General features: G+C 38.9%; 17 protein-coding genes. 12 read left to right on the top strand and 5 right to left on the bottom strand.

The window, feature by feature from the left end:
* Positions 1-256: 256 nt before the first annotated feature.
* Positions 257-616 carry a YusW family protein gene (locus tag AC25Y6_RS05670; RefSeq protein ID WP_488142329.1) on the bottom strand — a complete coding sequence of 120 codons (360 nt, stop codon included), beginning with the start codon at positions 614-616 and terminating at the stop codon, positions 257-259.
* A gap of 161 nt (positions 617-777) precedes the next feature.
* Entirely contained in the window at positions 778-1,683 is a 906-nt protein-coding gene (locus tag AC25Y6_RS05665; RefSeq protein ID WP_488142306.1) for an AEC family transporter, read from the bottom strand.
* 223 nt (positions 1,684-1,906) lie between these two features.
* Between AC25Y6_RS05665 and AC25Y6_RS05660 the strand changes: the two genes are divergently transcribed.
* The 6 genes from AC25Y6_RS05660 to AC25Y6_RS05635 all read left to right on the top strand — a co-directional run bounded on the left by AC25Y6_RS05660 (position 1,907) and on the right by AC25Y6_RS05635 (position 5,505).
* Positions 1,907-2,704, top strand: coding sequence for an ABC transporter ATP-binding protein (locus tag AC25Y6_RS05660; protein WP_488142305.1), 798 nt, complete (start codon positions 1,907-1,909; stop codon positions 2,702-2,704).
* Between the two features lie 106 nt (positions 2,705-2,810).
* Positions 2,811-3,362 (top strand): DUF420 domain-containing protein, encoded by a 552-nt coding sequence (locus AC25Y6_RS05655; RefSeq protein WP_488138593.1) that lies wholly within the window; start codon positions 2,811-2,813, stop codon positions 3,360-3,362.
* 573 nt (positions 3,363-3,935) lie between these two features.
* Positions 3,936-4,388, top strand: a complete 453-nt coding sequence (locus AC25Y6_RS05650; protein ID WP_488142304.1) for a hypothetical protein — start codon at positions 3,936-3,938, stop codon at positions 4,386-4,388.
* A gap of 186 nt (positions 4,389-4,574) precedes the next feature.
* On the top strand, positions 4,575-4,787 hold the full coding sequence (locus AC25Y6_RS05645) for a DUF6366 family protein (protein WP_482099987.1): 213 nt from the start codon (positions 4,575-4,577) through the stop codon (positions 4,785-4,787).
* A 183-nt stretch (positions 4,788-4,970) separates the two neighbouring features.
* Positions 4,971-5,159: a hypothetical protein gene (locus tag AC25Y6_RS05640; protein ID WP_482105599.1), complete on the top strand. Its 189-nt coding sequence runs from the start codon at positions 4,971-4,973 to the stop codon at positions 5,157-5,159.
* A gap of 88 nt (positions 5,160-5,247) precedes the next feature.
* Positions 5,248-5,505, top strand: coding sequence for a hypothetical protein (locus tag AC25Y6_RS05635; RefSeq protein ID WP_488142303.1), 258 nt, complete (start codon positions 5,248-5,250; stop codon positions 5,503-5,505).
* 113 nt (positions 5,506-5,618) lie between these two features.
* On the opposite strand, the gene AC25Y6_RS05630 is transcribed toward AC25Y6_RS05635, so the two are convergent.
* From AC25Y6_RS05630 to AC25Y6_RS05620, 3 genes are all read right to left on the bottom strand, one after another.
* Positions 5,619-6,335, bottom strand: coding sequence for a 3-ketoacyl-ACP reductase (locus AC25Y6_RS05630; RefSeq protein WP_482105601.1), 717 nt, complete (start codon positions 6,333-6,335; stop codon positions 5,619-5,621).
* Between the two features lie 606 nt (positions 6,336-6,941).
* Positions 6,942-7,811 carry a collagen-like domain-containing protein gene (locus AC25Y6_RS05625; protein WP_488142302.1) on the bottom strand — a complete coding sequence of 290 codons (870 nt, stop codon included), beginning with the start codon at positions 7,809-7,811 and terminating at the stop codon, positions 6,942-6,944.
* 29 nt (positions 7,812-7,840) lie between these two features.
* Entirely contained in the window at positions 7,841-9,877 is a 2,037-nt protein-coding gene (locus AC25Y6_RS05620; protein ID WP_488142301.1) for a PKD domain-containing protein, read from the bottom strand.
* Positions 9,878-10,042: 165 nt separating this feature from the next.
* Here AC25Y6_RS05620 and AC25Y6_RS05615 point away from each other — a divergent pair, with 165 nt between their 5' ends.
* From AC25Y6_RS05615 to AC25Y6_RS05590, 6 genes are all read left to right on the top strand, one after another.
* A complete protein-coding gene (locus AC25Y6_RS05615; protein ID WP_488142300.1) occupies positions 10,043-10,462 on the top strand; it encodes a hypothetical protein in 420 nt (139 codons plus the stop codon).
* A gap of 173 nt (positions 10,463-10,635) precedes the next feature.
* Positions 10,636-10,932, top strand: a complete 297-nt coding sequence (locus AC25Y6_RS05610) for a hypothetical protein (RefSeq protein WP_488142299.1) — start codon at positions 10,636-10,638, stop codon at positions 10,930-10,932.
* Positions 10,933-10,972: 40 nt separating this feature from the next.
* Positions 10,973-11,551, top strand: a complete 579-nt coding sequence (locus AC25Y6_RS05605) for an SCO family protein (RefSeq protein ID WP_482099980.1) — start codon at positions 10,973-10,975, stop codon at positions 11,549-11,551.
* 114 nt (positions 11,552-11,665) lie between these two features.
* Positions 11,666-12,391: a hypothetical protein gene (locus AC25Y6_RS05600; protein ID WP_488142298.1), complete on the top strand. Its 726-nt coding sequence runs from the start codon at positions 11,666-11,668 to the stop codon at positions 12,389-12,391.
* Positions 12,392-12,438: 47 nt separating this feature from the next.
* On the top strand, positions 12,439-12,729 hold the full coding sequence (locus tag AC25Y6_RS05595; protein WP_488142297.1) for a hypothetical protein: 291 nt from the start codon (positions 12,439-12,441) through the stop codon (positions 12,727-12,729).
* Between the two features lie 18 nt (positions 12,730-12,747).
* Complete coding sequence (locus tag AC25Y6_RS05590; RefSeq protein ID WP_488142296.1) at positions 12,748-13,035, top strand: hypothetical protein; 288 nt, start codon at positions 12,748-12,750, stop codon at positions 13,033-13,035.
* Positions 13,036-13,051 lie beyond the last annotated feature (16 nt).

Genomic DNA, 13,051 nt, shown 5'->3' with positions numbered 1-13,051 from the left:
CTAATACCGCTTCACCGCTTTGTGGATGCCTCCCGTGATAAGCCAGAATGAAGAGCAGGGAGGGATTGAACTGAATCCCTCCAGTTACCACGCAGGGATTAGACCTGCAATCTGTAATGTGTATTTCTTGAATTAATCACTTTGTAATCTCAGTCCTTACATCTCAAAATTACTTTCAGTTATGAACACTCCAGCGTAGGCATGCTCAGGTCGCAAAGGCTTTAATTATGGGAAAACTCTATTTACACTTATGAAACTACTTCGACATCATCAATTTTTTCATGTCATGACCTTTAAACTTCACATCCAATTTCAAAGTTGTATAATCAATCACTTCGAATGCCTCCGATGCTTTCTTGATCATATCTTCAGCATCCATATCAGGTTCTAACGAAAGCTCCTCGAAAATCGTATTGAGCTTATCCATCGCTTTGTTACCGTGCAAGAAGGATTCCTCCAATTTATTTTCATAGATCGCTTCTGTTTTATCGCTTTTTTCATCGTAATTGGCAACAATTGCATTCTTCGTATCTTTTGTATCAATTGTCAAATTAAAAATTGTAAAGCCATATGTGTCACCAATGGATTCCTTAGGTGTATCTGTTTTGTCCTCCATTTCAGTCACTATATTCCTATTGCTACAGCCTATAATTAAAACTAAAGTAGAAAACAGTGCGATTAACTGTATGATCCGCATCTTTTCCAAGTTGGTCATCCTCTCTCGGCATCGTACAATCAATCTAACCGTGGAAGTAGAAAGTTATACGATATGGGTGGTTATACACCTACGAAGAAAAGGACAATAGGAATGGTTATGATACTTAACAGAGTGGTGATAAATGTCGTAAACGACACTAAATCAGGTTCCGTCCCGAATTGCAATGCAAACATCGTCGTATTCGCTGCAGCTGGCATTGATGCTTGGACAATAATAACCGCTTTAAGCAGGTCGTTCACTGGCATGAAATACAAAATACCCACTGCAATCATAGGAGAAGCAAACATCCTGATGACAGTAACCGCAGTTACATAACGGTAAGCTACTCTCTTTTTGGAAATGACCGCAAGCTGCATACCAAGTACAAGCATGACAGTCGGAATCGAGGCATCTGCCACCAGACTGATGCCTTCCATTAATACGGATGGGATAGATACCGAAACTAATTGAAGTCCAATACCTAAAATAGCTGCGTAAATAAGTGGCATACGGATTACGCGCTGAAACGACTGCCGTAAAGTAGCTTTTTCCTCACCACCGATGGACGCAAAGAAAATCCCGACTGTATTCATTAGCAGCGATTGGAACACCATCATGACCACAGCATAGTCAAATCCGACAGCGCCGAATGCGAACAGGACAACCGGTGCTCCGTAGTTTCCGCTGTTCATGAATACACCGCCAAGAATCATTGCCGACAGCTGTGGCCGTGTTGCTTTCATGAAGATAGAAGTAACCCACACAACAACAAGAAGAATGATTGTAAGAAGTAAACTGAATAGGATGATGTAAAAATAGTCTATGGTCAATTCATTTGTGTAGAATGTCCGGAATGCCAAAAAGGGGGACATTAAATATAGGGCAGCTGTTGATATCGACTTGATATCAAAGCCTATTAATCTCTGACCTAAAAAGCCAATGAAAAAAATGATAAATACGGGTAAAATGATCAAAATCAAGTTCAATTCGATTCAACTCCAAGAATATGTCATTCTACTAGCATAGCAGAATTCCGACTAATCAACTATATAACTTGACATTGTGTAAGTAGTACATTATTTAAAGTGAACAAATTACAATGTCCGATATACGTTACTAAAATTTCTCGGAAAGGAAACATGGTTCATTTCGAAGTGGTATGATGATAAAAAGTCAACCTATTTTGTTGTGAAAGTGAGGCTGCTTAATATGAAGGAAATTGTTTCATTTAAAGATGTATCGTTCCAACGAGGCGACCGAGAAATATTAAAGGATGTCAATTGGTCCATTCAACAAAATGAGCATTGGGGAATACTTGGCTTGAATGGTTCAGGGAAAACGTCACTTCTCAATATCATGTCCGGTTTTAATTTCTCGTCAAGCGGTAAAGTTTCTGTTCTTGGTAATCTGTTTGGAAAAACCAACTTACCGGAACTGCGTAAAGAAATTGGTTTTGTCAGTAGTTCCTTGGATCGCTTTGCGGAATATTACAATAATGAAAAGATAGAAAGAGTTGTAGTGAGCGGAAAGTTTGCGAGTTTCGGTATTTATGAACAAGTGGAAAAAGAGGATTGGGAGAAAGCAAATTCTTTACTTGAAAGTTTAAATCTAACGTATTTAAAAGGAAAGCCCTATCTGCAACTGTCCGAAGGGGAACAAAGAAGAGTACTCATCGCCCGAGCCTTAATGAGTGACCCCAAAATGCTTGTATTGGATGAACCATGTTCAGGATTGGATATTTTATCTCGGGAACAGTTCCTACAATCACTTGATAACGTAATGGGGAACGGGTGTCATATTGTATACGTAACCCATCATATTGAAGAGCTTGTCCCAGGGATATCGCATGTGCTTCTGCTTAAAGATGGGAAAGTCGTAGCAGGTGGACCAAAAGAAGAAGTAGTTAGCGATAATCTGCTGAGTGAAACATACCGGATTCCTGTTAGTATTCAGTGGAGAGAAGATAGACCTTGGTTAGTAGTGAACAGAAGTGAAGCAGTAAAGTAATCGGACACCCGTTCACAAAAAAGTGCCTTTTTATACGGCACCGCTTGGTATCTTACTATACAATTAAAGGATAGTGTTTTATCTAAACAATAATGGAGTGATTGTCATGAATAATAATGGGAGCTCTGCAAAGCCGTTTAAAAAACGCAATTATAAACCAATGATTATTATACTTTCCGTTATACTGATCGGTGCAATCGCTGTTCTTTCGGGAATGCGGGGAGTTAAAGATTTCGATGCATTCGATATAACAATCCTGCCTATGATGAATGCAATCTTTAACAGTTTTACTTTTGTATTCCTTGTCTGTGCTCTTATCGCCATATTAAAGCGGAATATAACAGTTCATCGCCGTTTTATTTATGCTGCTTTTTCCACAACATTTCTGTTTCTGATCACGTACGTCTCTTACCATTATCTATCGCCATCCACATCTTATGGTGGAGAAGGATTTATGGCTGGATTCTACTATTTCATCCTAATTACACATATCATTCTTGCGGCAGCCATCGTTCCACTTGCGCTGACGAGCGTGGCACGTGCATGGAATATGGAGAACGAGCGTCATAAGAAAATTGCCAGATGGACAATGCCGATTTGGCTATACGTCAGCTTTACAGGCGTGTTGGTGTATATCCTGATATCGCCGTATTATTAAGTGAGTGAAGGTAGTCATTTAGAATCGCTTCAAACAATGATGGATTCAGAGTTTAATTAACTTCATAGTAGAACATGAATCAACACTGGCAATCGACAGTGTTGATTTTTTTATATTATTTTTAGGGAATTAATAAATATGGAAAGGAATCAGCCTTTTCAATTTGCATACAATCCTAAATAGGTCGATGCAAAGATTTCCTTCGATTACGCTTCAGCAAAAGGATGATAGGGTTTCTGTTCAAAAAGTAAACAAAGAGTAAAAAGGTATTCGTATTCACTGAGTCGAATATTGGGAGTATAGAACAAGTATCTGTTCATTTTCAATAAATGGGTTGTTTGTTAAAAAAAGAATCTACTACCAGTCAGGTTTTAGAATGATTGTTAATGGTTTCTGAGTCATATAAATCCAGGGGGATAGAAAATTGATTTCATTTTCTCTTTTTTATTTAGTAGGAATCCCAGTGTTTGAAGTTTAACATGAATTGGGTCAGGCAATAGGCGTCATTATTTTTTCCAAAGAGAAGTCGGATGTTGAGAAAGGAATAAGTTTATAAAGCCAAGGAGGAACTATATGGCTAAGATTTTACGCCTCGCTTTACTATTGATTGTTATAGGTCTTGTAGTTTATGGCATTATTCGAATATCCGATTCCTCCAAACCACCTTCACCGACGATAACTGTTGGTGACATGAAAATAACCACAGCGCAAGGAACTTATTGCTGGGAGGGGTTCTTGAACTCAATCTGTGTAGATATGATTTCTCCACCTGGAATCGTAGCACATCATGAATTGAAAGCAGTTGTCGTTTCGCCTGAAGCCAATTTGAAAATAGATTTTAAGAATAAACCTAAAAAAAGTACATTAGGTGCGAATATATGGATAAACGATGCTAAAGCAGACAACGTAAACTTAAAAGGAAATATACTGACAGTGCCTAGCAAGAAAGGTGTTTATGTATATGACGTTCATGCGAGGTGGGAAGAAGGTGATTCAAGTTATGTGTTCATTATTGAAGTTCAATAGACCTACTATTAACTTACCGGGCGCTCCACTTAAACAATAAACGTTATTTCTCTTTGATTTTTAAAAAAGTAAATTCGATACTGAAACAGGGGAATATGCTTGGGCATTTAATCAGGATTTAAGTTTTACTTCTTCTATTAACAGCAAAAAACCTGATAGTACAGTATTGTTTAGGGGGTGTTTGGTTTGAATAATCTACAAGAAACTCCGGCAGATAAAAGAGAGAGATTAAGACAAGAAGAACTCAAAAAAAATCCAACAGGTGCATTGAGAGAAGGATTAAATCGAGCTGAAAATGGCAATTTAGTTGATTTAGCAGGTGGACTGGGTTGGAAAGGTATGGGGCTATTAATAATTTCATTACTAGTTGGATATGTAATTTACAAGTTGTTTTTTTGAATGTGATTAATAGTTTTACCATCATATGAAAAGCTTAAAAAAATCTCAATCCTCCAGATAATGGGAGATTTCCTGCAATCAGTAGAAGAGTATTTAAACTAACAAGGCTGGTTATTTCTTTAGTAAATTAAACGTAACATTTAGCCAAAAGCTACGTATCTGTTGAAATGGGGAGGGAATGTTATGCATTGGGTGATGTGGGTTTTCTGGGGCTCCATGGTGACTTTGATAGTAGGCGGCTATCTTGTGGATTTTCTGACTGGGCGGAAATACAGTTTTAATGAGCGGGAAAAGTCATTAAATCAGAACTCAGCGGAATCAGATTCACTACGAGAGGCGGCGCGGCGAGATGAGCAAAATGGACTTTTTTAAATAAAGCAAAATCGTCCAAGGATTCCGAAGTAGCTTGTATAAGTGTGTTATTTAAATAAACAGGCAGAACGTCTAGAGGGAGGTAAATATGGCGATTTTATTCCCTGTTTTATTTGGGCTATCACTATTGATTTCAGTCATTACCTTGTTTTATGCATTAATAGTTCGGAGTTGGAAAAGTTTTTTAGGATTAGGTATTGTTTCATTGCCATTATCATTCTATTTTTATGGGGGAGAACCCCCTATACAGTTATTAGGACTTTTCTCAATAATTTGTTTTGCTGTCGCTTTATTGATACTTTTGAGGAGAAAAGAAGATGGAGTTATGGATCAGGGAGAGGTTTAAGCTTAGCAAAACTAATATTATCATTAACTATAAGAAGAGTTACTTGAAAACACAAAAACAAAAGGACCTTTATGAAAAGGTCCTTTTGTTTTGTAGAAATGTATCAAGTTTTATTAAGGATTCGTTGACCATAAACCTGCCGATTTAACAAGAATTCGTGGATGCAGTTTCAACTGGGCAACCATTACTTCAGCAAGATCTTCCGGCTGCATCACTTTGTCAGGATTGCCGTCCGTAAGATTTTCTTCGAACGCCAAATCTGTAGCTACTGTACTCGGTGTCAATGCGCTAACACGAATGTTATGCTTTCTTACTTCAAGCATAAGGGATTCCGTAAGTCCGAGAACTCCGAATTTTGAGGCACTGTATGCGCTTGTAACAGGTGCGCCTTTTTGTCCGGCGGTAGAGGAGATATTAATAATATCGCCTGATTCTCTTTCAATCATCTCTGGCAGAACTGCTCTTGTGACATAATAGACGCCCATTAAGTTGACATCGATAATATTTTTGAATTCTTCCGGTGATAGTTCGAGGAACTTACCGAATTTACCGATGCCCGCATTGTTAATGAGGATATCAATTGGACCAAGTTCAGATTTAACATGTTCGACAGCGGCAATGACGGATTCGTTATTTGATACATCAGCGGTTGCCATCGTCACCTCAACTTCGTATTGTCGAAGTTCTTCTGCAACCTTTTCAAGATTAGCAGCTGTTTTTCCGATAAGACCAACGTTTATACCTTCTTTCGCAAAAGCGATTGCTGTCGCACGACCGATACCTCTACCTGCTCCAGTAATTATTGCGTTTTTACCTTTTATCGTTTGCATTCTGCTCACTCCATTCTAGTACATACTTCTTAAAGTATATCAAAAACAGAGTGGATTAGCGTCTGAAGCGATTTATGTTACCTTTACACGTTTGTTGATGAACCAATAATAACTAGTAAATAACTTGATCACACACTGGGGACTACGTGTATAGTTGCTCTTGGTTTTGTTCATCCGTCGCTCTCCAAAGATACAGCTACAAGAAGCGGTCAGAGATACAATTTTGACCGCTCAAACCTTCTACATACAACGTGCAAGAGTGCCCTAAATTGCATCATAGGGCACTTACATTCTTATAAAAGCTCATCTATTCTTTTTTTAAAAGAAACTACATTTTTCACTTAAATACTATAGGAATGCGACAGGCAATTATTCACAACAGGATGACCGAAAAGAGTGTGGCTAGATGTGACGGAGTCACTTCTAGCCACACCTGCCCCTCGGCAAAAGGGTAGTGATTAATTCGCCGAAAGCGGAACGAAAATAATCCAGTAAAAATGGCGGTTCTCAAGCCCTTCTCGTCAGTGTTTTTGCAAGTAAGTGGTAAATCAACAGATGTGCTAACTTTACTTAATCCATATTTGAAAATTACTAACTAAAAAAGATTTATCCCACACGAACGAGTTGTAATGTCGCCAGTTTGTAACTGAAGTTTTCTTGTAATTCAGCAACAAGTTTTACAAGATCACCTTCTTGTAACGAAAACAAGAGACTGGAAGTGAGTGTATTAGCAGTAGTGGATTCAGTCATTGATGATGATGCCTTAATTTTTTCATTGATTTCTATATAGAACTTTGAAGGAACGCATGTAATCGCTTTTGATACCAATACTACTTTATAGCTGATTTGATAAATTCCGTCTTTACCTATCACTAAGCCTTCGGGTGAAAATCCAACATCTTGCAGAGGCGTAGCGATACGAAATTTGATATTACCACTTCCAGAACTCTCCAATTCGGTATAGGCGAAGCCGTAAGCAACATTAATCGGTCCTGCAGGTCCTGTATCTCCTGTATCTCCTTTGTCTCCTTTAGGTCCTTGAATCCCATGGGGGCCTTGTTTTCCTGTTTCTCCTCGTTTCCCATCTAATCCAGACGATCCATCATAGCCCCGGGGACCTCGATCACCTTTGACACCTTGTTTTCCTGTTTCTCCTCGTTCCCCAACTAATCCAGACGATCCATCATAGCCCTGGGGACCTCGATCGCCTTTGTCGCCTTTGTCGCCTTTGTCGCCTTTGTCGCCTTTGTCACCTTTGTCACCTTGTTCTCCTTTTTCCCCACGTTCCCCAACTATTCCAGGTGGTCCTTCATAGCCCCGGGGACCTCGATCCCCTTTGACGCCTTGTTTTCCTGTTTCGCCTTTTTCTCCTTTTTCACCATCTAATCCAGTAAAGCCTTGATAACCCCTCGGGCCTCTAGGGCCACGTTGACACTTACAGGGCTGGCCCACTCCGCAGTTTTTACAGTTTTCCATTTATTAACCTCCCTTTACCTTCATCGCTGTTACCTTCTAATATCTAGTGGAACATTTATGAGTGTTGCACTTGAGCTGGATTGAATAGAAACTGCTCTCGTTTCGTCGGGTTGCACAATAGAATCTTCTATTCGATACGCCCATTCTCCCAGTGCATCAACCGCCACTTGAGAAAGGAGGAGACCGCTCAACGAATTGCCAATATAGATAGAAATAGTAGCTCCAATTCCAATGACATCTGAATTTCCACTAATTCGCCATTCCGCATCTCTTGATCGAAATTCAGCACGAGTTATTGAAAGAATTAAGGGGACAGTCGTCACTTGGATTTCGTCAAATGAAGTGCCTCCGGGTCCGTTAACTGTTAGTCGAAAAGAAAGTGGAGCTGTTTGATTGGGAAATTGAAATGTTGCTGTTGCCGTATTTGCATTTGTTAACTGAACTATAGGACCTGAGATTTGTTCCCACTGATAGTTTGTCACAGTACCAGTTGCACTCCCAGACAACGTAACAACTTCTCCCTGTTGGACACTTTGGTTTGGTCCTGCATTGGCAATCGGTATTGAGGCAAATTCGATAATGTCGACGACTACTGTATCTTTGGAAGGTCCTCCTTCTCCATCAACGGTTAATTCAAATAGTAGTGTTGTTTCGGAACTTGGCGCTGTAAAAGTTGGAGTTGCCGTATTCGCGGCTTCTAGAGTGATTTCGGTCCCCGATAGTTGAGTCCAACTAAAAGTAGTAATGATACCAGTAGAATTGAGGCCATTAAGTGTAACTGGTGAACCGAATAGGACTGTTTGGTCATCACCAGCATGGGCTGTTACTGGAATCGGACCATTCGGTAATCCGGATACTGATACGGGTATCGTTCTTTCGCCTCCAGCTGAAGACGTAATGATTACATGAGGTGGTGTAAACGTTAGATTCGTATTAAGAGTTCCTTCTGAAGGAATGGTTAGTTCTCCCAATCCAAAATCCGAGACAGATAGAATAGGCGTCCGAACAGAATCACTTGATGAAGCTGTAATCGAAAGGTTTTGCGAATCCGTATCAAAATTAGCGGACGCAGAAATAAAATCTACAGGTACTACTTCTTTTATACTGTTTGGATTATCAGTTAGATTAGTGACAGTAATCGAAGTGGGAGGCGTTTCACCAGAATATCCAACACGTGCAAAATAGTGTCCATTACTGCCTTGTAATTGCGTTGGATTAATGCCGTTACCAGTCACTTCAATAATTTGAGCGATATCATCTGATGTGGCAAAAACATCTATTAATCCGTCCGTACTTGCGGTTTGTGTAAAAGTGGCTCTCAAAACATCAACACCTGAGATTGTTGAAATTTTACCAACAACTGTAAAATTTCTAGTTTCAATAGAATTATCAGGAGAAAGCCCTGGTGTCATTGAACGATCCGGTGACCCTATACCGATTCCAGAACCTTCAATCCTGAAGAAATTTTGAGGTTGCCCAAATTGATCCACAAACAAGCTGCCTACTATTTCGTGTGGAACATTTGGATCGCCAATATAACCTTCAGGCGCTGCAGGTGCTATGTTTGGATCCCATTGTAAAAATGGAAATACACGGCTTTTCAGTGCAAGTTCAAAATCTCCTCCGTTAAATCCTCCAATATCTTCTGTGAAATTAATTTCGGCAGTTCCATCGTCAGATTCCGCGATGAATGTATCGACTCCGTACGGGTGAGTGACGGTATACTCCGCATTTGGTCGTAATCCGAAAATACGAATACGAACTCTACCAAATACAACTTGTTCCTCGACCCTCGGCACTTCATTCACAAATGCAGCTTCTAATGCTAAAACGAGCCTCGCTCTTTCACCTGTACCCGTAGTCATTTCAGCTTCGACTTGATGATAAAAAGCTTCTCCTGGATAATTGTCAGGAAAAGAAACGGGTTGTGCTGGATCAGGTAAATCAGCAGGTGTAATGCCAGAGAATGGGTCAGTAGGGTCAACGTTTAGTTGAAGGCGTAAACCATTCTCATCTTTATACCAAACAGGGAATCCATCAAACGCATTAATGGGTCCGACTTCCATAAAACTCCTCCTCTAAATATATAAATCGTTTAGAAATTATTTAATAAATTCCTTCACAACATAGTCTATGTAGAGGGGATGTGAATTGATAGGGTTACTATGGTTTATCCATTGGACAAGTTTCTTTTGCACCTCCTATAGCATTACTTATGTAGAGGTGGGGCCATGTCTGAAACTGCAATCTTAGTTTTTATGTATGTGGATATATGCATATTTCTTGTTTTTTATTTGTATTTACGTGGAATTAAGAAGCTTATCGGGTTTCAATTAGGGATGAATATTAGCATTGTTATGGGGGGCATGAATGCTTTACTGTCTGGTGTACTACTGATACTCCAATATCCCTTTCATTTCACCTTAGTTACCGTTATCTCCACACTGGCAGGATTACTAACTGGAGCCTTGTTTGGTCTGTTATTCGATTATCAAACGTTTGTGACGGGTTTAACGAATGGAATAATCATTGGGTTGATGTCACCGATGATCGGAATAGTTATAGAAATGCCATCGTTGTTTATCTGGTTCATTCACGGCTTTTTTGTTTTAAGTTTATTCACTATTTTTATTTCAATTAAAAGGTCGTGATGTCAGCCTTGCTACTCATCTACCTATTGTTTATCTGGAACATAGTTGAAGTAAGTTCTGTATATAGGATTTTTAAAAAGAAACATTTATTATTTGATGATCGTTTTACGCAGACGATGTGTATGGCCATCACCATGATAGCTTCATTTGTCTTGGCACTGTACCTTAAACTGTTGCTTCCAGCAGATCTAAAGGCTTTTTATCTCCTTCCTATAGTAGTTGGGTTATTTATCGGTTGGAAATTTGGTTCAACAATAAAAGCCCCGGCCGCTCTAAACGGTATTTATAACGGCGCAATGGGGGGGATAATGGGAATGATGCTCGGTGCTGTTCTTCAAAATCCAGCTCTATGCAACATCCCAATCGAGTCTGAAGCAACGATTGCGACAAACATGTATAGTCTTGCTATTTTCACTGCTTGTCTTCATGCGCTCGTAAGTCATTTCATCCGCTATTCGTTAAAGGTGTAATCTGACTTCCTTAAATGAAGAGACTGAGGGGAGAATTCTAGTGAAAGTATTTATAGGTGTACTCTTATTCGTCATCGGATTCACTGCATTCTATTTCTTATGGCCAAAATCAATCGATTTGCCGAAAATTGGCACAGTAGAGGAGTGGACACTGACTGAAGTGAGTGGAAAAGATGTATCCATTCAAACAAAACCGAAGCTAATTACTTTCTTCTTTACAAACTGTCCAGACATTTGTCCGACTACAATGTGGGACTTAAAAGATTTGCAGGAATTAATGAAGGAAAAAGGTATTTCAGAAAATGAGTACCTTATCCTAGCAGTCACGTTAGATCCTGAATACGATACGGAAGAGAGGATAATACAGTATAAGGAAAATTTTGAAATTGATAGTCCCAATTGGTTATTTTTAAGAGGTTCGGAAGTAGATACAAAAAAGTTTACTCAATACTTCAATTTTTTCTATGAAAAAGATGCGGGGGGATTTGTAACTCATTCAACGTCTATGTATGTAGTGGATGCAAATGATCAAGTAAGAGCTTATCACGATATGGCAATAGGTAATAAACGAGTGAATATCGAAGAAATTGCTGACCATTTGCAGAAGCTATTAAAATGAACTGCAGATGCATTCTCTTGAAGGAGGTGAAATATTCCGATTTTTAATTTATAACCATTCATTCATTCATTCGTTATTCATTCATTATGAAAAAGGAGTAGTTTGGAGGTAAACATGGTGCAAGAAGAGCTTGGAATTTTTGGGAAGGAAAAGAAGACAGAGGAAGAATTGAAGAGTCTTCCTTCCTTTTCGTCTCCAACAAGTGCAGTTTCCTTAGAAGAAACGAGAATTCTTACAGAATACAATAGCCAGAAAAATTTATTTAACGTAGCTAATCGGGATGAAAAACGCAGAAAGCCTCTTATGTTGAAACAGTTTTTTAAAATGAAACGAAATCAACAAGTGGTAGTTTCTTCCGTTGTCGAAGAAGATGTAAAAATAACGACAGAGGGAAAAGTCGCAACAATTGGAAGAGACTTCGTAATGCTAACTAACCTTCAAAAAAGAATTTGGATCCCTTATACTGCAATCGAATCCGCAAACATTCCCTTCGGTTTTCCTACCTATTCAAACACCCATCAACACTTTATATATGATAACCAGTTGCAGCAAAAGCTCGTGCTCCAATTCGGCGAGACAGTGGCTAAAAGGGAAGCGCTAATTAAACAGTTTTTTGAAGAATCTTTACGAACAAATCTTCACTCATGGGGAGGAATGTGGGTAGAAGTGAAAATGGCTGAAAAAGCATTTTTTGGAAAAATAACAAAGACGACGAAAAAAGAGCTATTCCTTCAATTGTTTAAGACAGAGAAAGTTATCAAATTAAGCGATATTCGATATGTGTCTACGATTGGGATGTTTCCTGTATGGAAAAAGGTGTTAAAGTCTATTTTTAAATAAACGATCAAATGAAAAGTAATAAATTTTGAAAATGGGAGGCTTTATGATTGGAACATACCGAAGATAAATTATTTTTGGAATTAAAAAAGTTGATGGGGGAAGAAGTGCTTGTTATTACAAAGGCAGTACAGCTTAACTTGTTGGGGCAAGTATTTCGGCCCGTTTTCGCTGGAACAATTTCCGACGTCCATCAAGGGCATATAACACTGTCGCCTGTCATCATTAAAATGGTAAATGCTCCATTTTATAAGTTCCCGTTTCCAATTAGTATTCCACTTGAGCAAATTGTATCTTATTCAACTGAAGTACCTAGTGACTTGGTGTTCCCATTAGCATAATAGAGGAGTGATGAGTAAATGACTAACCAGAATGAAGCCAGCACAGTTAATGACACTAGAGAGATGGCCCTCGTCAAACATTTTAGCAAAAATATCGGGCGAAGAGTGTTTATACTGACGGAATCATTTCCATTTATGTTTATCGGGAAAATAAAAGAAATACTTGGAGATATCGTCTTATTGGATGTGCAAACGACATCAGTACCTGCTTTAGAGAAAAAAGAATGGTACGTGCATATCGACGCAATTGATGTGTTCTATATTGAAACGGGGATTGGAGCAAAAATTCCTGATTTAAAAGATTAGTTAGAAAAGAGGCGTC

The organism is Sporosarcina sp. Y1004 (assembly GCF_057669665.1).
Note: the sequence above shows the minus strand (reverse complement) of the source record. Positions and strands in the feature narration are given on the sequence as shown.

Bases quoted from the DNA above. Each gene is read 5' to 3' on its own strand.
- AC25Y6_RS05655 (WP_488138593.1), top strand. From the start codon at position 2,811: ATGAATAATAATGGGAGCTCTGCAAAGCCGTTTAAAAAACGCAATTAT.
- AC25Y6_RS05650 (WP_488142304.1), top strand. From the start codon at position 3,936: ATGGCTAAGATTTTACGCCTCGCTTTACTATTGATTGTTATAGGTCTT.
- AC25Y6_RS05635 (WP_488142303.1), top strand. From the start codon at position 5,248: ATGGCGATTTTATTCCCTGTTTTATTTGGGCTATCACTATTGATTTCA.
- AC25Y6_RS05590 (WP_488142296.1), top strand. From the start codon at position 12,748: ATGACTAACCAGAATGAAGCCAGCACAGTTAATGACACTAGAGAGATG.
- AC25Y6_RS05620 (WP_488142301.1), bottom strand. From the start codon at position 9,877: ATGGAAGTCGGACCCATTAATGCGTTTGATGGATTCCCTGTTTGGTAT.
- AC25Y6_RS05670 (WP_488142329.1), bottom strand. From the start codon at position 616: ATGGAGGACAAAACAGATACACCTAAGGAATCCATTGGTGACACATAT.
- AC25Y6_RS05630 (WP_482105601.1), bottom strand. From the start codon at position 6,335: ATGCAAACGATAAAAGGTAAAAACGCAATAATTACTGGAGCAGGTAGA.
- AC25Y6_RS05615 (WP_488142300.1), top strand. From the start codon at position 10,043: ATGTCTGAAACTGCAATCTTAGTTTTTATGTATGTGGATATATGCATA.
- AC25Y6_RS05625 (WP_488142302.1), bottom strand. From the start codon at position 7,811: ATGGAAAACTGTAAAAACTGCGGAGTGGGCCAGCCCTGTAAGTGTCAA.
- AC25Y6_RS05600 (WP_488142298.1), top strand. From the start codon at position 11,666: ATGGTGCAAGAAGAGCTTGGAATTTTTGGGAAGGAAAAGAAGACAGAG.
- AC25Y6_RS05640 (WP_482105599.1), top strand. From the start codon at position 4,971: ATGCATTGGGTGATGTGGGTTTTCTGGGGCTCCATGGTGACTTTGATA.
- AC25Y6_RS05660 (WP_488142305.1), top strand. From the start codon at position 1,907: ATGAAGGAAATTGTTTCATTTAAAGATGTATCGTTCCAACGAGGCGAC.